The sequence below is a fragment of the Streptomyces sp. NPDC001606 genome, from assembly GCF_053596835.1.
Map to the genome: position 1 here is coordinate 271,086 of NZ_JBSFHC010000009.1, position 18,465 is coordinate 289,550.

14 protein-coding genes are annotated in these 18,465 nt (G+C 69.7%); 4 read left to right on the forward strand and 10 right to left on the reverse strand.

What is annotated here, in order from left to right; all coding sequences use genetic code 11:
• Positions 1–2 precede the first annotated feature (2 nt).
• From nadD to ACWCV9_RS19190, 3 genes are all read right to left on the reverse strand, one after another.
• Positions 3–707, reverse strand: coding sequence for a nicotinate-nucleotide adenylyltransferase (nadD, locus tag ACWCV9_RS19180; RefSeq protein ID WP_385844604.1), 705 nt, complete (start codon positions 705–707; stop codon positions 3–5).
• Positions 708–763: 56 nt separating this feature from the next.
• On the reverse strand, positions 764–919 hold the full coding sequence (locus ACWCV9_RS19185) for a hypothetical protein (RefSeq protein ID WP_385844602.1): 156 nt from the start codon (positions 917–919) through the stop codon (positions 764–766).
• Positions 920–1,063: 144 nt separating this feature from the next.
• Complete coding sequence (locus tag ACWCV9_RS19190) at positions 1,064–1,228, reverse strand: hypothetical protein (protein ID WP_385844601.1); 165 nt, start codon at positions 1,226–1,228, stop codon at positions 1,064–1,066.
• Between the two features lie 103 nt (positions 1,229–1,331).
• Here ACWCV9_RS19190 and ACWCV9_RS19195 point away from each other — a divergent pair, with 103 nt between their 5' ends.
• Positions 1,332–2,420, forward strand: a complete 1,089-nt coding sequence (locus tag ACWCV9_RS19195) for a M48 family metallopeptidase (RefSeq protein WP_450788052.1) — start codon at positions 1,332–1,334, stop codon at positions 2,418–2,420.
• Between the two features lie 4 nt (positions 2,421–2,424).
• Here the strand turns inward: ACWCV9_RS19195 and ACWCV9_RS19200 are convergent, their stop codons facing one another.
• The 7 genes from ACWCV9_RS19200 to ACWCV9_RS19230 all read right to left on the reverse strand — a co-directional run bounded on the left by ACWCV9_RS19200 (position 2,425) and on the right by ACWCV9_RS19230 (position 14,145).
• Entirely contained in the window at positions 2,425–3,492 is a 1,068-nt protein-coding gene (locus tag ACWCV9_RS19200; RefSeq protein ID WP_450788054.1) for an SCO2583 family membrane protein, read from the reverse strand.
• A gap of 112 nt (positions 3,493–3,604) precedes the next feature.
• Positions 3,605–4,174: an SCO2584 family spore wall biosynthesis protein gene (locus ACWCV9_RS19205; RefSeq protein WP_450788056.1), complete on the reverse strand. Its 570-nt coding sequence runs from the start codon at positions 4,172–4,174 to the stop codon at positions 3,605–3,607.
• Positions 4,175–4,295: 121 nt separating this feature from the next.
• Positions 4,296–5,582, reverse strand: a complete 1,287-nt coding sequence (locus ACWCV9_RS19210) for a glutamate-5-semialdehyde dehydrogenase (protein ID WP_450788057.1) — start codon at positions 5,580–5,582, stop codon at positions 4,296–4,298.
• Positions 5,583–5,652: 70 nt separating this feature from the next.
• Positions 5,653–6,081: a hypothetical protein gene (locus ACWCV9_RS19215; protein WP_385844593.1), complete on the reverse strand. Its 429-nt coding sequence runs from the start codon at positions 6,079–6,081 to the stop codon at positions 5,653–5,655.
• A gap of 121 nt (positions 6,082–6,202) precedes the next feature.
• Positions 6,203–7,330 carry a glutamate 5-kinase gene (proB, locus tag ACWCV9_RS19220; RefSeq protein WP_450788059.1) on the reverse strand — a complete coding sequence of 376 codons (1,128 nt, stop codon included), beginning with the start codon at positions 7,328–7,330 and terminating at the stop codon, positions 6,203–6,205.
• A 104-nt stretch (positions 7,331–7,434) separates the two neighbouring features.
• Entirely contained in the window at positions 7,435–7,659 is a 225-nt protein-coding gene (locus tag ACWCV9_RS19225; RefSeq protein ID WP_450788060.1) for a hypothetical protein, read from the reverse strand.
• 126 nt (positions 7,660–7,785) lie between these two features.
• Complete coding sequence (locus tag ACWCV9_RS19230; protein ID WP_450788062.1) at positions 7,786–14,145, reverse strand: RHS repeat domain-containing protein; 6,360 nt, start codon at positions 14,143–14,145, stop codon at positions 7,786–7,788.
• A 455-nt stretch (positions 14,146–14,600) separates the two neighbouring features.
• Between ACWCV9_RS19230 and ACWCV9_RS19235 the strand changes: the two genes are divergently transcribed.
• From ACWCV9_RS19235 to ACWCV9_RS19245, 3 genes are all read left to right on the forward strand, one after another.
• The gene (locus ACWCV9_RS19235; RefSeq protein ID WP_450788064.1) at positions 14,601–15,704 is read left to right on the forward strand and encodes a phage baseplate protein; all 1,104 of its coding nucleotides are present in this window, start codon (positions 14,601–14,603) and stop codon (positions 15,702–15,704) included.
• A 248-nt stretch (positions 15,705–15,952) separates the two neighbouring features.
• Positions 15,953–18,256, forward strand: coding sequence for a bifunctional glycosyltransferase/CDP-glycerol:glycerophosphate glycerophosphotransferase (locus tag ACWCV9_RS19240; protein ID WP_450788066.1), 2,304 nt, complete (start codon positions 15,953–15,955; stop codon positions 18,254–18,256).
• A 30-nt stretch (positions 18,257–18,286) separates the two neighbouring features.
• A partial coding sequence (locus ACWCV9_RS19245; RefSeq protein WP_385844808.1) for a sugar phosphate nucleotidyltransferase occupies positions 18,287–18,465 on the forward strand: 179 nt, incomplete at its 3' end.

The following is an 18,465-nucleotide window of genomic DNA, read 5'->3' on the forward strand; positions in this document are numbered from 1 at the left end:
GCTCACTCGCCGCGGTACAGCTCGCGCTTGGCGATGTAGCGCACGACCCCGTCCGGCACCATGTACCAGATGGGTTCGCCCTTGGCGACCCTCGCGCGGCAGTCGGTGGAGGAGATGGCCAGCGCCGGCACCTCGACGAGCGAGACGCCGCCCTCCGGCAGGCCCGGGTCGGTGAGGTGGTGGCCGGGGCGGGTGACGCCGATGAAGTGCGCGAGAGAGAAGAGTTCCGCCGAGTCGCGCCAGGTCAGCAGCTGGGCGAGGGCGTCGGCACCGGTGATGAAGAAGAGGTCGGTGTCGGGGTTGAGGGCGCGCAGGTCCCGCAGGGTGTCCACGGTGTAGGTGGGACCGCCGCGGTCGATGTCGATGCGGCTGACGGAGAACTGCGGGTTCTCGGCGGTGGCGATGACCGTCATCAGATAGCGGTCCTCGGCCGGGGAGACCTTGCGGTGGGACTTCTGCCAGGGCTGGCCGGTGGGGACGAACACCACCTCGTCCAGCTGGAACTGCGCGGCGACCTCGCTGGCCGCCACCAGGTGCCCGTGGTGGATCGGGTCGAAGGTGCCGCCCATGACGCCCAGGCGTCGCTTGCCCTCGTGGGCGGGGCCGTGGCCCGGCTGGTACTGCCGGTACTGCGGATGCTCGACCGTGGTCTCGGCGTTCTCGGCGCTCGCGTGCGCCGGACCGGTAGGCATGTCCTGCTCTCCCATGCGTGCAGACCCTACCGGCCCGGCCTCGGGCTCCCTGCCGGGGACGGCCTCGCGGCTCAGCGGTCGCGGTTGAAGCGGGTGGTGATCCACAGCAGAAGCAGCAGGATGACGAGGGCGCTGCCACCGGTGACGGCCGGGTTGAGGCTGTTGTGGTTGCCGCCCTCGCTCTCGGCGAGGGTGACCAGCTGGGCTGCGGCGCTGTGAAGGCTCATCTTCGGCAGGACCTATCGCGTGTGGGCGGGATAAAGATGTCGGCCCATCGTAAGCGGGCGGTCCCGAGGCGATCACGCCGACTCCGCCGTTGGGGAGGAGCGGTGCCCGTCCCGGGGCCGGCGGCGGGGAACTTTCCCCGGCGATCAGTCGTCCTTCCGCTTGTAGCCGCGCAGCAGGAACCAGGCGGTCAGTGCACAGCCCAGGACCATGACGACGAGGACGATGCGGAGCAGATTCCCCGCCCCGTGCTGCTGGACGGCGCTCGCGGCGGCCTCGGTCAGCCAGGTGGCTGCGGGGTGGTGCTCCATCACGTGGACTCCTTCGGCTGTACTGCCCGTCCACCGTAACTCGGCCTAGGCTGGGCCCTGCCTCGGGGGCGCACCGGGTTCTGACACGCACATGGGGGAAGACATGTCCGACGACGGCCACCAGCAGACGGGGCACGAGCGGGTGCCCAGCCGGCAGCGCAGGCGCTTCCCGGGAATCTCCTCGCGTGCGTACGAGCATCCGGCCGACCGCTCGGCGCTGGTCGCGCTGCGCAAGCTGAGCGGGTTCGACACGGTGTTCAAGGCGCTCAGCGGGCTGCTGCCGGAGCGGAGCATCAGGCTGCTGTTCCTGTCCGACTCGGTGCGGGTCTCCGAGCGGCAGTTCACGCACCTGCACGACATGCTGCTCGACGCCTGTTACATCCTGGACCTCCAGAAGGTCCCGCCGATGTACGTCACGCAGGATCCGCAGCCCAACGCGATGTGCATCGGGCTGGACGAGCCGGTCATCGTGGTGACGACCGGGCTCGTGGAGCTGCTGGACGAGGAGGAGATGCGGGCGGTCGTGGGCCACGAGGTGGGCCACGCGCTGTCCGGCCACTCGGTGTACCGCACGATCCTGCTGTTCCTGACGAGCCTGGCGGTGCGGGTCGCCTGGATCCCGCTCGGCAATCTGGCGGTCATGGCGATCGTCACGGCGCTGCGGGAGTGGTTCCGCAAGTCGGAGCTGTCCGCCGACCGGGCCGGGCTGCTGGTGGGCCAGGACGTCCAGGCCTCGATGCGGGGCCTGATGAAGATCGCGGGCGGCAATCATCTGCACGAGATGAACGTGGACGCGTTCCTGGAGCAGGCCGAGGAGTACGACTCCGGGGGCGATCTGCGGGACTCGGTGCTGAAGATCCTCAATATGCTGCCCCGCTCGCATCCGTTCACCACCGTGCGGGCGGCCGAGCTGAAGAAGTGGTCCGAGTCGCGGGACTACCAGCGGCTCATGGACGGTCACTACCCGCGGCGCAGCGAGGATGCGGACGCCTCGGTCAGCGACTCCTTCCGGGAGTCGGCGGCGAGCTACGCCAGCGATGTGAAGGATTCCAAGGACCCGCTGATGAAGCTGGTCACGGATCTCGCGGGCGGCGCGGGGGAGCTGGGCGGCCGGTTCCGGCGCGGTTTCAACGGCTTCACCAGCCCGCCCCCGGCCAAGGGCGCGGACGCTCCGCCGGAGGACGGCGAGTAGCCGTTCAGCCGGTCGGGCGGGTGCTCTGCGCCAGGGTTCCGCACAGTGCCGGGGGGTTGTCCGTGTCGTAGAGGTTGGTGCCCGCGGGGCCGCCCGCCCTGGCCGTCTGGCCGGCCAGCAGGGGCCGCAGGTAGCTGGTGGAGTCGTCGGCGCAGGACAGCGGGCCGGCCTGGGTGTGGGCCGTGACCAGCTGGGCCTGGCGGGTGCGCAGGTCGTCGCGGTCGAAGCGGAAGGTCAGCTCGCGGCGGACCATGAAGAGGGAGGCGGGCGCGTCGGCGGCGGCGTGGGCGGGGCGCAGGGCGTAGACGAAGAGGTGGTCGGCGGTGACCTCCAGCGTCGCGGAGTCGGTCTCGACAGCCGTGAGGTCGCCCTGGACGCGGATCCGGTCGTCGGCCAGCTGGACGCGGGAGGGGTCGAGCCGGACCAGCCAGCCGGTCGGGGCGTGCCGTCCGTCGGCCGCCGGGCGGGCGAAGCTCTGTTCGAACTGGTCGAGCTGGTCGGGGTCGATCAGGGCGCGGGCGGGGCCGGTCTGCCGGCCGGTGAGCACCTCGGGGTAGAGCGAGGAGCGGACGAGGTAGTCCTTGGCGATGCTGAGCGCGGCCACGATCTGGCTGTCGGAGAAGTGGGCGGTGGCGCGGGAGGCGGGCAGCGGTATCCCCTCCGCGCCGATCTCGAACTGCGCTGCCGGGCTGTGTGCGTACAGGTGCTCGGCGTCGGGGTCTCCGGGCACCGTGCCCTGGGGGGCGAGCGGGACGACCGTCATCCGCAGCGGTTGCACCGGGCGCCGGGCCTCGGGGGTGTACGGGTGGCGGACGCCCATGTAGACCGCGGTGGCGAAGGCGACGGCGATCAGCACCACGAGGACCAGGAGCTGCCGGGTGAGTCCGCGGGACAGCGGCGGGCGGCGGCGTACGGCGGGGGCGTGGTCGGCCATCCGCTCCTCGGCGGAGTACTCCCGGAGCCGGGCAGCGCGGACGAACGACTCGTCGAAGACGACGGATCGGTATTCGTCCTCCGCACCTCCGGGGCCGCCCTCGGGTGTCCCCTCCGGTGGGTCTCCAGGCCCGCCCATACTTTCAGAGTAGGTCTCGGGAGCCTCGGGTAAACGCCCTGGTACCGACAACTTCTGACAGGTTCTCAACAGGTGCCGAGGGCCGGTTCTCCGCGGGCGGCGGGGCCGGGGTTCAGGGCGAGCGCGGAACGGCGGAGATGGCGGGCCGGTCGGAGTCGGCGGAGACGGAGGGGGTGGCGGCGGCGCCCTGTTCCAGGCCGGTGGGGGCGTGGGCGGGCACCCGGTCGCGGGTCCCGCCGGAGGAGCCCCGGTAGACCGCGGCGAAGGCCAGCGCGACCATGCCGATGCCCATCACGACGGCGAGCACCCAGGCGACGGGGCGGTGCCAGCGGACCTGCTTGCCGTGGCCGAAGGGGGCGTAGTGACGGTCGAGGAGGAAGGTGTCCTCCAGGTCGTCGTCGTCCGGGTCGTGGCCGAGGGCGGTGCCGTCGGGGGCGTACCGCTCCTCGTAGCGCTCGCCTCGGGCGCGGGCGCGGCGGGCCTCCGCCTCGGAGGCCTCGGCTCTGGCCTGCGCGGCGGCCACGAGGCGTTCCACGGCGGTCGGCTCATGGACCGTGGCCGCCTGGACGAAGGCCTCGTCGAAGACCACGGAGGCGAACTCTTCGTCCGACACCCCGTGGTCGTGGTCGTCGTCGGGCTCCCAGCCGTCAGGGAACGGCGTGCCCCCCACGTCCTCCGGCACGGCTCCAGAGTAGACCTGGGGGGTCAATTTGGGCAGACGGTATGGAAGTTCGTCTGACTGGTGAGACACCTTTTCGGCCGTGTGCCGCCTTTTACGGACATACGGCCGAACGGGTGAAACCTCAGGGGCGTACGTGCCCGTCGCCGGTGACGATGTACTTGGTGCTGGTCAGCTCCGGCAGGCCCATCGGGCCGCGGGCGTGCAGCTTCTGGGTGGAGATGCCGATCTCGGCGCCGAAGCCGAACTGGCTGCCGTCGGTGAACCGGGTGGAGGCGTTCACGGCGACGGTGGTCGAGTCGACCAGCTGGGTGAAGCGGCGGGCGGCCGCCTGCGAGGTGGTGACGATCGCCTCGGTGTGGCCGGAGGTCCACAGCCGGATGTGCTCGACGGCCTTGTCCAGGGAGTCGACGACGGCGGCGGCGATGTCGTAGGAGAGGTACTCGGTCTCCCAGTCCTCGGTGGTGGCCTCCACCACGGTGGCCTTGGAGTCCTTGCCGTAGGCCATGACCCGCTCGTCGGCGTGGACGGTGACGCCGGCCTCGGCGAGGGCGTCCAGGGCGCGGGGCAGGAACTCGGCGGCGATGTCCTGGTGGACCAGCAGGGTCTCGGCGGCGTTGCAGACGCTGACCCGCTGCGCCTTGGAGTTGATCAGGATCTCGATCGCCGTGTCGATGTCGGCCTGGGCGTCGACGTAGACATGGCAGTTGCCGGTGCCGGTCTCGATCACGGGGACGGTGGACTCGTTCACCACCGTCTGGATGAGGGAGGCGCCGCCGCGCGGGATCAGCACGTCGACCAGGCCGCGGGCGCGCATCAGCTCGCGGACGGAGTCGCGGCTCTCGCCGGGCACCAGCTGGACGGCGTCGGCGGGCAGCCCGGCGCCGCCGACGGCGTCGCGGATCACCCGGACGAGGGCGGTGTTGGACTCGTAGGCGGAGGCGGAGCCGCGCAGCAGGACCGCGTTGCCGGACTTCAGGCAGAGGACGGCGGCGTCGACGGTGACGTTGGGGCGGGCCTCGTAGATGATGCCGACGACGCCGAGCGGGACCCGGACCTGGCGCAGGTCGATGCCGTTGGGCAGGGTGGAGCCGCGGACGACCTCGCCGACCGGGTCGGGCAGCTTGGCGACGTCGCGGACGTCGGCGGCGATGGCGCGGACCCGCTCGGGGGTGAGGGTGAGCCGGTCGACGATGGCCTCGCTGGTGCCGTTCTGCCGCGCCTTGGCCACGTCCTTGGCGTTGGCCTCGACGATCTCGGCGGTCCGGACCTCAAGGGCGTCGGCGATCGCGAGCAGCGCGTCGTCCTTCACGGCACGCGGCAGCGGCGCGAGGTCGGCGGCGGCGGCCTTGGCCCGGTACGCGGCCTGGGTGACCGGGGACATCGAGTCGTACGGCGAGAGCGTGGTCATGAGGGAAGGGTAGTGCGCCGGGCCGGGCGGTCCGGGGACCGTCCCACACCCCGAGACGGGACGAAACCCCTCAGAAGGGGTGCACGCCCACCGGGGTCGCGGGTGCGGGGCCGTAGCCCTTGGCGATGCGCTGGTGGTAGGTCTCGCGGTCGATGACCTCCAGGCCGACGATCTCCCAGGGCGGCAGTCCGGCGCTGTGCCGGTGCTCGCCCCACAGGCGCAGCGCCACCGCGGCGGCGTCGTGCAGGTCGCGGGCCTCTTCCCAGTACCGGATCTCCGCGTGATCGGTCGCGTATCTGCTGGTCAGCAGGAAGGGGTGGTCGTGGGCGAGCTGTTCCAGGGCCCGCCGCAGCTCCGCCAGCGGGACCTGCTCGCCGGAGACGCTGAGGGTGACATGCCACAGGCGGGGCAGGTCCACGGGCTCGTCGTAGGCGTCCCCGGCCGCGACACTCGTCAGAGCACCGCGGGACGCCGCCTGCCCAGGGCGCACTCGTCTCACGACGGCCTCCTTCACAACCGCTCGGGAACATGTTCCTGAGTTCACAGTTGAGCAGGCCCTATGGGTTTGTGGGGCGGTTTTACGGAACGTCCCCCACCGGGGGCCGTCGTTACGCCCCGGTTTACGAGTGCAGCAGCACCAGGTCGTCCCTGTGTACGACCTCGCGTTCGTACGCCGGTCCCAGCTCGCGGGCCAGCTCACGGGTGGAGCGCCCGAGCAGCCGGGGGATCTCCTTGGCGTCGAAGCTGACCAGCCCCCGGGCCACCGCGTGACCGGCCGCGTCACGCAGCTCGACGGGGTCGCCCGCACTGAACTCGCCCTCCACGGCGGCGATTCCGGCGGGCAGCAGCGACTTGCGGCGCTTGACGACCGCGTCCACCGCGCCGTCGTCCAGGGTGAGCGCGCCCTGCGGGGTGGAGGCGTGCTGGAGCCAGAGCAGCCGGTCGGCGGAGCGCTTGCCGGTGGGGTGGAACCAGGTGCCGGTGTCGCCGCCGCCCAGGGCGTCGGCCGCGTGCACGGCGCTGGTGAGGACGACCGGGATGCCGGCGGCGGCCGCGATCCGGGCGGCCTCGACCTTGGTGACCATGCCGCCGGTGCCGACGCCGGCCTTGCCGGCGCTGCCGATCTCGACGCCGGCCAGGTCCTCGGGCCCGCGCACCTCGGCGATCCGGGAGGTGCCGGGCTTGCCGGGGTCGCCGTCGTAGACGCCGTCGACGTCGGAGAGGAGGACGAGCAGGTCGGCGTGGACGAGGTGGGCGACGAGGGCGGCGAGACGGTCGTTGTCGCCGAAGCGGATCTCGTCCGTGGCCACGGTGTCGTTCTCGTTGACGATCGGGAAGGCGCCCATCGCCAGCAGCTTGTCCAGGGTGCGGGAGGCGTTGCGGTGGTGGGCGCGGCGGCTCATGTCGTCGCTGGTCAGCAACACCTGTCCGACGCGGACGCCGTAACGGGCGAAGGAGGCGGTGTAGCGGGCGACGAGCAGCCCCTGGCCGACGCTGGCGGCGGCCTGCTGGCGGGCCAGGTCCTTGGGCCGGCGGCGCAGCCCGAGGGGGGCGAGACCGGCGGCGATGGCGCCGGAGGAGACCAGGACGATCTCCCGCTCTCCCCCGCTGCGGCTCTTGGCGAGGACGTCGACGAGCGCGTCGACCCGGTCGGCGTCGAGGCCGCCGGCGGCGGTGGTCAGCGAGGAGGAGCCGACCTTGACGACGATCCTGCGGGCCCTGGCGACCTGATGCCTTGCCGCTGACACGTGCTTCCCTCCACCCTCGCGCCCACGTCCCGTCGGGCGTGGCCGTAGCAATCTACGCGATGTGCACGGAGCGTGCCCGGACGGTCCACTGAGCGGACCGGCGGTCAGAGGTGGGCGAGGTCGTTGACGAGCGCACCGAAACCGATGAGCGACCCGATTCCCGCGACGATCCTGAACCGGTCGGGTGTCATTCTCGGATTCCGTACCGCCGAGGTCATGGATTCCAGACGATCGTAGACCCGGAGCCCGAAGTTGCGGTAATCGATCGCCACGAAAAAGAAGAAGAAAGCCGGGACCGCGGAACAGAGAATCCGAATGATCTCGGGCATGCGGATCCTCCCTGACCGCCGGTGGTGAACCCGCACAACGTACCAGCCCCCTGCCCCCCCGACCAGGGGGAACAGGGGGCTGGATCGCATTGATCAGCGAATTCCGCCGATGCCTTTACCAGAGGGCTACCAGAGGGCGTGCCAGAGCTTTCCGAGGGTCAGCGACCCCACGAGCTTCGGCATGTCGGCGACTCTGGTGATACCGGTGGTTCCCGATCCGAAACTCGCGCCGAGTCCCATCTGGAGACCCCAGCCGCCGGAGAAGGAATTCACCGTGTCACCGCGGGCGTTCTTCGTCGCGTACGTGCCGCGCCAGCCACCGCTGAACGGACCGAACTGACCGTCGATGCCGGACCCCATGCCGCGCAGCTCGTTGAGGGAGTCCGCGTTGCTGAACAGACCGCTCAGGCTCAGACCGGCTGCGGCCTTCGGACCGACCGTGTCCTCCTTGGTGTAGGTGAAGGCCCACGCCGTCTTGCCCTTGGCCGAGGTGGTCCGGACCAGGCAGATACTGCGGGACTTGCCGAAGGCGATCGCGGCACCGGCGGTTCCGCAGATACCCGTGGTGTTGGTGTAGCTCCCCAGGTAGTTGCCGATCTTCTTGATGGCACCCAGCAGATCCGGGCCCTTGCCCATCTGTCCCGGCGACAGGGTGATGGCGTTCTGCACGGACGTGTTGATGGTCGGGATGATCTTCTTGATCAGCTCCTCGGCCTTGCGGACGGCGTCCTGCTTCGCGACCGAGCCGGTGTCCACCAGGGCCCAGCTGCCCTGCGGCTCGTCGGGCCCGGTGTCCACCAGGGCCCAGCTGCCCTTGGGCTGCTCCGGGGGATCGAAGTCCGGCATGTGCATCAGCCCGGACGGGTCGCTGTAGTTGACCGGGTTGTTGCCCGAGTAGCTGTAGCCGCTCAGCGCCTGGGGGTCGTACGGCTTGATCAGTTCGTCGGGACTGATGAACCGGCCCAGTGCCGGGTCGTACATCCGCGCGCCGAGGATCGACAGCGAGGTGCTGTCGTCCTCCGGCTTGCCGAGGAAGCCCCGGTCGAGGTCGGACGGCAGGGTGCCGCCCACGCTGCGCTGCTTGCCGAACGGGGTGTAGCGGCGGCGGATCACCGCTCCGCCCATGGCGATCAGCAGGGACGTGGACGCCTGGGCGTCGTCGGCCAGCCAGGTCAGCTTGCCGTTCGCCGAGCCGTCGCCCTCGCGCAGCGCGACCGTGGTGCCGGCCGCGGAGTACAGCCGCGTCGCCTTCACGCCCTGGCCGGCGGCCTTGTGCAGCTCATGGCCGTCGAGGTACAGGACGTTCTCGTCGTGCGAGGTGCGCAGCAGCAGGTTGCCGGCCGGGTCGTAGACGTAGCCGGACACCTGGTCGCCGGTGGACTTGTGCACCGTGATCTGGCTGACCCGCTTCTGGGCGTCCCAGCCGATGGTGGAGCTGACGCCGTTCACCGTGCGGGTCTCCATCTGGCCCGCCGCGTTGTAGCCGAAGCTGTCGGAGCCGGCCTTGGTCACCGCGTGCGGGTGGGCCTGGCCCGCCGTGTACGTGGTGCCGTCGGCGCTGTAACCGGGGTAGCCGTACTGCTTGGTCGTCGACCCGCTCGCCGTGGTGTCCGTGACGGACATCAGGTTGCCCAGTTCGTCGTAGGTGTACGACTGGTTGTACGGGTCGAGGCTGCTGCTCGGGTCGGGCGTGGCCGCGCCGGTGCAGCCGTCGGTGGCCTCGGTGGTCCACGCGTGGCCGAGCCGGTTCAGCTCGTCGTACGTGAAGCACTCGCTCTGCTTGGCCACACCGTCCGTGACACCGGTGACCTGGCCGCCCAGATCGCGCGTGAAGGTGTCGTCCTGCGCGGTGCTGGTGGTGCTGCCGCTGGTGACCGTGGTCTTGATGTTGGACAGCAGGCCGCTGCCGTCGGTGTCGTTGTAGGCGTAGGCGCGGTTCACCGTGGCGTCCGAGCCGCCGGCGCCGAACGCGCGGCCGTTGAGGCGGCCGAGACGGTCGTAGCCGATGTTCGACTGGTAGGTGGCCAGCGGCGAGGAGACCTTGGACGGCAGGCCCTGGGCCGAGTACGTCGTGGTCACCGTCTCCGCGGGCAGCTGCCCGGCCGCCGCGTCACCGATCTGCGGGTAGCTGACGGACGTCATGTGGTTGGCGAGGTCGTAGCCGTAGCCGAAGGTGTAGGTGCCGGCCAGGCCGGAACCGTCGTCCGGGATGACGTACTTCCGGCCCGTGATCCGGCCGCGGGCGTCGTAGCCGGTGATGCTCTCGGTGTACGCCTTGCCGTTCGCGTACGTGGTCGACGCGGCCAGCTGGCCCACACCGCCGGGGGCGGTGTCGTAGTCCAGCTTGGACAGGACGGTCGTGCCCTGCGAGAGGGTCGTCTGCCGCTGGAGGTTGTCGTACTGGTAGGTGAGCGTGGTGCCGTTGTCGGTCTGGGTGCTCTCCTTGCCGTTCTCGTCGTAGGTCGTCGAGGTCGATCCGGCGTCGGGGTCGACCGCCGAGGTCCGGTCACCGGCCCAGTTGTAGCCGTAGGTGGTGACGTTGCCCTTGGCGTCCGTGATCGTCTTCAGCTTGCCGCTGCGCGTGTAGGTGTACGACGTGCTGCTCGGGCCGGTCGGCCCGTACTGGACCACCTTGGTGGTCTGGCCGAAGACGTCCGTGTAGGTGTCGCTGCGCTCGCCGGTGGCGGGCACGGTCGTGGTGTGGTCGCCGTAGTAGTACGTACGGCTGTGACCGGTCGCCTGCGCCGTGCCGTTGACCAGGATCTCGGTCTGCGTGGTGCGGCCCGCCCAGTCGATGATCGGGTCGGTGTACGACGGCAGGTCGGCCACCGTCGGCAGCACCATCCCGGAGCCCGCCGCGCTGGAGTTGTAGAAGGCGCCGGAGACACCGGTGACGTTGCCGGAGGTGTCGTAGCGGGTGGAGACCACGTCCCGGCCGGTGCCGTCCGGCGCCGTCGTCTGGGTCTCGCGGGCGCGGCCGAGGCCGTCGGAGTACGCGTAGGAGTTCACGTACGTCGTCCCGGACTGAAGGACGCTCGACGTCACCAGCGGCGGGCCGGTGACCGAGTCGGGCACGCCGTCGCTGTTGGTCGCGGTGGGGATTGTGTAGGTGAACTTCATCGACGGGTTGCCGTCGGGGTAGTTGCCGATCTCGGTCGCCTTGAACACCTGGCTGGTGCGGCCCACGGAGTCGAGGACGATCCGGGTGGTGTGGCCGTTGGCGTCGAGGATCCGGTACGGGACGCCCCACAGCCGGGAGGAGTAGGTGGTCGAGGACGCGGCGGTGCCCGGTCCGCTGCCGTCCGGGTCGGGCGTGGTGACGGTGACGCCGCTGGTCGGCCAGGTCGTGTTCGGCGAGTAGACCGTCGTGGTCTTCTGGCCCTTTCCGTCGTAGGAGGCGGTGACGCGGCCGGCGCCGTCGTAGTCGTACCGGGTCGAGCGGTGGGTGCTCGCGTCGGTGTAGACCTGCTTCTCCGTCGGGTTGCCGTCCACCAGGGCCGCGTCGTTGTTCGCGACCGACGTCGAGCCGTCGTACAGGGTGACCTTGTACGAGTCCTGGTTGGCGGAGCCGCGCGAGGCGCAGTCCGCCGCGTAGTGGCGCTCCTCGTCCTCGAAGACCATCCAGCGCTTGACGTCCGAGTTGGGGAAGTTGGCCGTGTTGTAGGCGCGGCCGTAGGTCGTGCAGCGGTTGTCGTCGACGTTGACCTCGCCCCAGTCGTTGGTGCGCAGGGGCAGACCGTAGGTGGTGCTGGTGGAGGAGGTGTCGTCGAACTCGTTGTTGACGACGTGCTCGCGCCAGCCCGTGGAGGTCAGGTCGTCCGTCGTGGTCTTGCTCTCGCGCACGAAGCGGGCGTCGGGCAGGCCGTCGTAGTGGGCGGTGTCGTGGACCCAGTACTCCTGGCGGACGCGCTGGTGCGAGTTGCCGTCGCCGTCGCGCTTGGAGTACTCGAGGTTCCGGCCGGCCAGCCAGGCGGAGTCGGTCCAGGAGGTGCCGTAGCCGTCGGTGACCGAGACGCTGCGGGTGGCGGAGGAGTCCGTCTTGGAGGTGCGGTCGCCGTCCAGGCCGCGGTAGAGCCAGTAGTAGGTGGAGGCGGCGTTGGACTTGGTGCCGGAGAAGACCTCGACCTGCTGGTAGCCGCGCCAGTCGTTCCAGGTCTCGTCGGAGTCCGGGATCAGCGGGTCGTTGGTGTACCGCCAGCCGGCGCCACCGTGGTACTGGTACGTCGTGGTCATGACCGGGTCGCCGTCGGAGTTCGCGCCCTGGCCGACGCCCGGGTCCACGGAGACCTGGGTGACCAGGTACTTCTTGAACCAGCCGGTCTTGTTGGTGGAGGAGCCCTCGGGCGTCCACTTCTGCCAGAAGCAGTCCTCGGTGTTGGAGGACTCGCTGGGCAGGTTGTTGATGTCGCAGGCGTCCGGCTGGCCGTAGGCGACGCTGGTCACCGAGCCCAGGTCGCCGTAGATCTTGTTCACCCGGCGGAAGTTCAGGGTGGAGGAGCCGACCTGGTTGTCCAGCCACTCACCGTTGAAGTTGATCACCGGCAGGCGCTGGTCGGGGCCGTCGCCGTAGCCCTTGCGCTGGACGTAGTCCAGCCAGAGGGTCTTGCCGACGGTGCCGTCGGGGTTCGGCAGGCCGTACTTCATCTGGTACTGCATCGCCGGGTCCCACGTGGTGCCGCCGTCGTCGCTGACGTAGGTCTTGATGTCCCACAGCATGTCGGTGCCGAAGAACGTGGGGTAGTACGTCTTGCCCGCGCAGTAGTTGTCCGCCGAGGTGCCGTCGCACATCAGGTCGGTGGGCACGTCGGGGTAGGAGTCGGGGTTGCTGGAGATGCCCGGGCAGGCCGCGGGCTCCTTGCCCAGCGGATCGGCGTCGCTCATCCGCTCCACGCAGCGGCCCACATGGCTCAGCTCGACCTTGGCCGGCAGCAGCGCGTTCGGGATCTGGGAGGCCCAGCCGTACTCGATGCGGGTCAGGTAGCTCCCCGCGTCGTAGGCGCGGGCCTTGTCGGCGTTGATCACCGAGCGGTAGTGGTTGACGAACGTGTCGTAGAAGTAGGCGTTCTCGACCTCGTTGGGGTCGACCACGCGGTCCAGGTTCCAGCGCCAGGCCTGGGTGCAGGGCTCGGGGAACGTGGAGTGGCAGGGCTCGCCGGCGTCGTCGCCGGCCACCGGGACGGTCAGCACGGAGTGGGTCGCGTCACCGGTGCGCTCGGCGCGGCCCCAGCCGAAGTAGTAGCGCATGCCGTCCTGGCTGGAGATCACCCAGTACTCGTCGTCGGCGCCGTGGCCGCCGCTCAGGTGCTGGACGCGCCAGCCCGGGTCGTCCTGCACGTGGTAGGCGCCGGTGCCGTTGCCGTCCTGGACGAGGGCCGAGTTCACGCCGTTGAGGCTGATGACGTACTCGGCGCCGTCCGGCTCGGTGCTGGGGTTCGGGGACTGCCAGCACAGGTCGCCGACGGTGTTGTTCACGTCCTGCGAGCAGTTGCGGTAGACGCGCTGGATGTAGCCGACGTCCAGGTTCCAGCCCATGCCGGCCCAGGACGCCTGGTTGTTCGTGGCCGAGGTGCGGCCGTCCACCGACTGGGAGTCGTACGTCAGCGACAGGTCCGGCGTGGTGCCGAAGGGCGCCTTCGGCAGGGTGACGGGCAGGTCGTAGGTGAAGTCGCCGGAGCCGGTCGACACGTCCCACTTGCCGGTCGGGCTGAGCGTGGAGGCCCGGTAGTCGCCCGCGTCCGAGGACGAGCCGGTGGTCAGCGTCGTCACCGTGGAGGTGGTGGCCGCCATCGCCATCATGCCGGACGACGGGGTGCTCGCCGTGGTCGCCGGGTCGGCGTCGGCGTAGACGGTCGCCGTCAGCCTGCCGGACTTCACGTCGTTGTGGACGGGCAGATAGCGGCGGGTGTCCGGGGAGCAGCCGCGCTTCTTCGGCGTGGTGAGCGCGCACGCGGGCATCTGCACCAGGCGCAGCCGGGAGGCGAAGTCACCGCCGAAGGCGTACTTGAAGGCGTTGTAGTCGATGGTGACGCCGACCGGCCCGGGGGCGGGCTTGCGGTCCTTGCGGGTCAGGCGGAGCGCCATGCCCACGCCGCCGATCGACTTGATCTTCTTGCGGTCCAGGACCTGCACATCGACGTCGCCGGGCGTGGAGCCGGACGGGGTGAAGTCCCGGCCGCCGGTGATGGCGTCCTTGGCGGGCTTCTGGCCGAGGGCGAACGCCGTCTGCGGCGGCAGACCCGCGGTGCGGACCTGGGCCGCCGTCGGGGTCCGCACCGCCACCACGGCGGCCTTGGCCGCGGCGCCGCCGGCCGAGGCGTCGACGACGGCCCCCGAGGGCGACACGGCCAGGGAGTGCCCGGAGGGGGCCTTGGCGAGGTGCACCCGGGCGCTCACCCCCTTGGGCCAGGTCACCTTCGGCGCCTTGGTCATGGTCGGCTCCGCCTGCTGCTCAGGCACCTTGTCGCCCTTGCGTGCCGGCACGCTCACGGTCCTGTCCTCGGGCTTCGCCACGGCAACCGACGCGGCGAAGGCAGGGGCGGACAGGAGAGCGGACAACAACGCACTGGAGACCGTTACGACGAAGCCGCGTCTGTACGACGCAGGTATCACAACGCCCCACCCATCTGGCCGAAAATCGACCCCAAAACGGTCAAAAAGAGCGTGCCGCGACACGAAGGCATCACAAGGCCGACGCATAGCGATCACGCGTAGGCGGGAGACTAACCAGATCTTTAATCGCGCCAATACCGGGCAAAGTGGATCGCTATCCACCAAATTCCGGGGCCGCTTGAGGGAAGCTTTGCGCTGCCATGACCAACGGAACATTCGATTCCGTCGTCTCTACCGCAATCGATTCCCAGGTGCTTTAATTACCGGCCAGCAATCCAGCCAACTCGGACATTGGCGCTTTTTCTTTTCTCACCCAGGGGGCTTCCGTCACCATGCTCGATCGCAGACGCTTTCTGCGCACAGGAGGCGCCATCGCCGGCGCGGCGGCCGTTCCCCTGGTCGCCGTCGGCGCCGCCGAGGCCGTCTCGCACGCCCGGCGGACCTCCGCCCGACAGGACGACGCCACGCCCGGCTCGGTCACCGCGAGCAAGCGGTTCGACCTGACCGACCCGTCCGACATGCTGCTGCGCGAAGTGCAGTTGACCGGCACCCGGGTGCTCCAGTCCTTCGCCTTCGACAACACCCGCGGGCATCTCTTCATCGTGCAGCTGGTCGACGGCGGAATCCCGCTCCCGGGAGAGACGCAGACGTACTCGGGCGCCGACCGCGAGGCCAACGGCGACCTCGTGCTGACCCGGCTGGACCTGTCCGGGAACATTCTCGGCTCGATGTATCTGCGCGGATTCGGACACGGCGTGCAGATAGGCGTCGAATCCACCGCGTCCGGCTCATATCTGTGGACCGAGACGCACAGCGTCCGCTCCGCGAACACCGATGGCACCTACACCGGCTGGGGCGACCGGCTCGCCCGGTTCAAGTTCGCCAACGGCACGTTGCTCACCGCGGATTCCCCCGCGCTCACCCCGTACACGCTGGAGAGCGGAGTCGACCGCACCACCTGCACCATCGACCCGGTCAACAACCGGCTCGCGGTCCGCTGCCGGGTCAACGGCGCCTTCCGCTTCCGGCTTTACGACCTCGCCGCCTTCAAGTCGGGCGGCCGGACCACCCTCGCCGACGTCGCCCAGCCGGCCGACCTGCAACCCGGATACACCGACGTCTTCCAGGGGTTCGCCAGTTACGGCAGCTACCTCTACCTGCTGGCCGGCTCCGCCTACGGCAGCAACGGATCGGTCTCGCCGGACGGCAACACGTTCATCACCACCGTGGACTGGAACACCGGTTCGATCGTGGAGCAGAAGCTCACCAAGGCCGCCTACTCCCTGCTCTACCGGGAGCCCGAGGGCATGGCCATCCAGATCCCCGACCCCGCCAACCCCTCGGCGGTGCGGCTGTGCAGCGGCTTCGCGTCGTACACCTCGGACACCGACCAGAGCAAGCGGGCGAGCATTTACTACAAGGACGCGCTGATCTGATACCAAGGCGTACGGCCCGGGCGGGCCGGGGTGAGCTCCGGGTGAGCCCCGGGTGAGCCGGGGTGAGCCTTGCCACACCCTCGCTGACCAGCGGCGGACGGAGTGGGGTAAGAACATCACACCGGTCGCGTTGGGGTACGCTTAAATCAACGTTAACCTGGCACTTCTTGTGCCTTCTCGCGTCCGCGTCCCGCAGGCCAGCCAGCGGGGCGCGGTTGCGTCTGACCGACAGTCCAGGAGCCCCAAGCATGCCCCTCGCGAATGGAAGCGCTTCGCCGAAAATAAGCGTGGTTGTCCCTGTTTATAAAGTTCAGGGGTATCTGCGCGCGTGCTTGGATTCCATCCTCTCCCAGTCCTTCGAGGACTTCGAGATCGTCGCCATCGACGACCACTCCCCCGACGCCTGCGGCCGCATACTCGACGAGTACGCCGCCCTCGACGACCGGGTCATACCGGTGCATTTCGAGGAGAACCGGGGCATCGGCAAGGCGCGTGACGCCGGTGCGCTGAAGGCCCGCGGCGAGTACATCCTGTTCCTGGACAGCGACGACACCCTCGCCGAGGGCGCGCTCCAGGCGATCGCCGAACGCCTCGAGGTGACCGGCAACCCGGACATCCTGCTCCTCAACCACGTCCGCACCTACTGGACCAACCGTGTCCAGGCGAGCGCGGCCGGCGAGATGCTCGCCGCCGCCGGCACGGATGTCTTCACGGCGCTGGAGCGGCCCGAGTACCTCGGGATGTTCGCCGTGGTGTGGAACCGCGCGTACCGCCGCGAGTTCTACGTCGACCAGCACAACTTCACCTTCACCGACGGCATCTACGAAGACGCGCTCATGGTCTACAAGACCATGCTGACCGCGGAGCGCATCGCCGCCACCGACCACGTCTGCGTCGAGTACCGCCAGCGCCGCCAGGGCAACTCCATGCGTACGCCGGGCCGCAAGCACTTCGGCATCTTCGAGCAGTACGCCCGCCTCTTCGAGTTCCTCGACGAGCGCCCCCACCTGGAGCCGGTGCGGGCCCTGCTGTTCGAGCGCGCGGCCAGCCACTACCTGTTCACCCTGGCCCGTGAGGACCGGATCGTCCCCAAGGACCGCGCGGAGTTCTTCAAGCTGGCGGCCGCCAACTACAAGCGCTACAAGCCGAAGGGCTTCGTGCTGCCGGAGGGCTCGCAGGGCGTCCGGTTCCAGCTGCTGGAGCGCGGCTCCTACACGGCGTACGCGGCGGTGACGGCCGCCGGCAACACCCGCCGCCAGGTGATCAAGCGGGCCACCAAGGTCAAGACCAAGATCGGCAAGGCGGCCTACAACCGTCTGTACCAGCTGCACCTGCGCCGCCCGGTCGACGAGAACCTCGCGGTCTACGCGGCCTACTGGAACCGCGGCGTCGCCTGCAACCCCGCGGCCATCTACCACAAGGCCAAGGAACTCGCCCCGAACGTCCACGGCGTGTGGATCGTGAAGCGCGACGCGGTGGACACCATCCCGGCGGGCGTCGACTACGTGGTGGCGAACTCGCCCCGCTACTGGGAGGTCATGGCGCGCGCCAAGTACCTCGTCAACAACGTCAACTTCCCGAACAACTTCGTGAAGCGCCCGGAGCAGGTCCACCTCCAGACCCACCACGGCACCCCGCTGAAGCAGATGGGCATCGACCAGCAGCGCTACCCCGCCGCGGCGAAGGGCATGAGCTTCGGCAAGATGCTGGAGCGGGCCGACAAGTGGGACCTCAGCCTGACCTCCAACCAGCACTCCACGGAGATCTGGGAGCGGGTGTACCCCTGCGCCTTCGAGGCGGTCGAGTACGGCTACCCGCGCAACGACGTCTACTTCCGGGCCACCGGCGACGACGTCCTGCGGATCCGCCGCGAACTCGGCATCGAGGACGGCAAGAAGGCCATCCTCTACTGCCCGACCGTGCGCGACTACCAGAAGGGCTACGTCCCCCGGATCGACCTGGAGCGGTTCTGCCGGGAACTCGGCCCGGACTACGTCGTCCTGGTCCGCACCCACTACTTCTACGGCGCCGACCCGCGGCTGGCCGCGCTCCAGGAGCGGGGCCTGATCAAGGACGTGTCGCGCTACCCGGTGGTGGAGGACCTCTGCCTGGCCGCCGACGCGCTGATCACGGACTACTCCTCGATCATGTTCGACTACGCCTGCCTCGACCGCCCGATCGTCACCTACGCCGACGACTGGGAGGTCTACCGCAAGGCCCGCGGTGTCTACTTCGACATCCTCTCCGGCAAGCCGGGCGAGACCCCGGGCGCGACCGCGACCACCGAGGACGAGCTGATCGAGGTCTTCCGTTCCGGCGCCTGGAAGAGCGACCGGGCCGCGGAGCTGCGGTCCGCGTTCCGCGAGCGGTTCGTGCAGTTCGACGACGGCAACGCCGCCGAGCGCGTCGTACGGCGGCTGTTCCTCGGCGAGGAGCCCACCCCCGCGGTGCTGCCCCTGGACGAGCGGACCCCGGCACCCTCGCCGGCCGCCATCGCCGCCGCGCACATCCCGCTTCAGCCGACCGGTGAGCGCGGTCTCATCGGCGCCTGAGACATGCAGAACGAGAGAGACGAGCACCACATGGTTCCCCGCCCCGCCGTGACGAAGGCCGTCATCCCGGCGGCGGGCCTCGGCACCCGGTTCCTGCCGGCCACCAAGGCCACGCCCAAGGAGATGCTGCCGGTCGTCGACAAGCCGGCGATCCAGTACGTGGTCGAGGAGGCCGTGTCGGCGGGGCTCGACGACGTCCTGATGGTCAC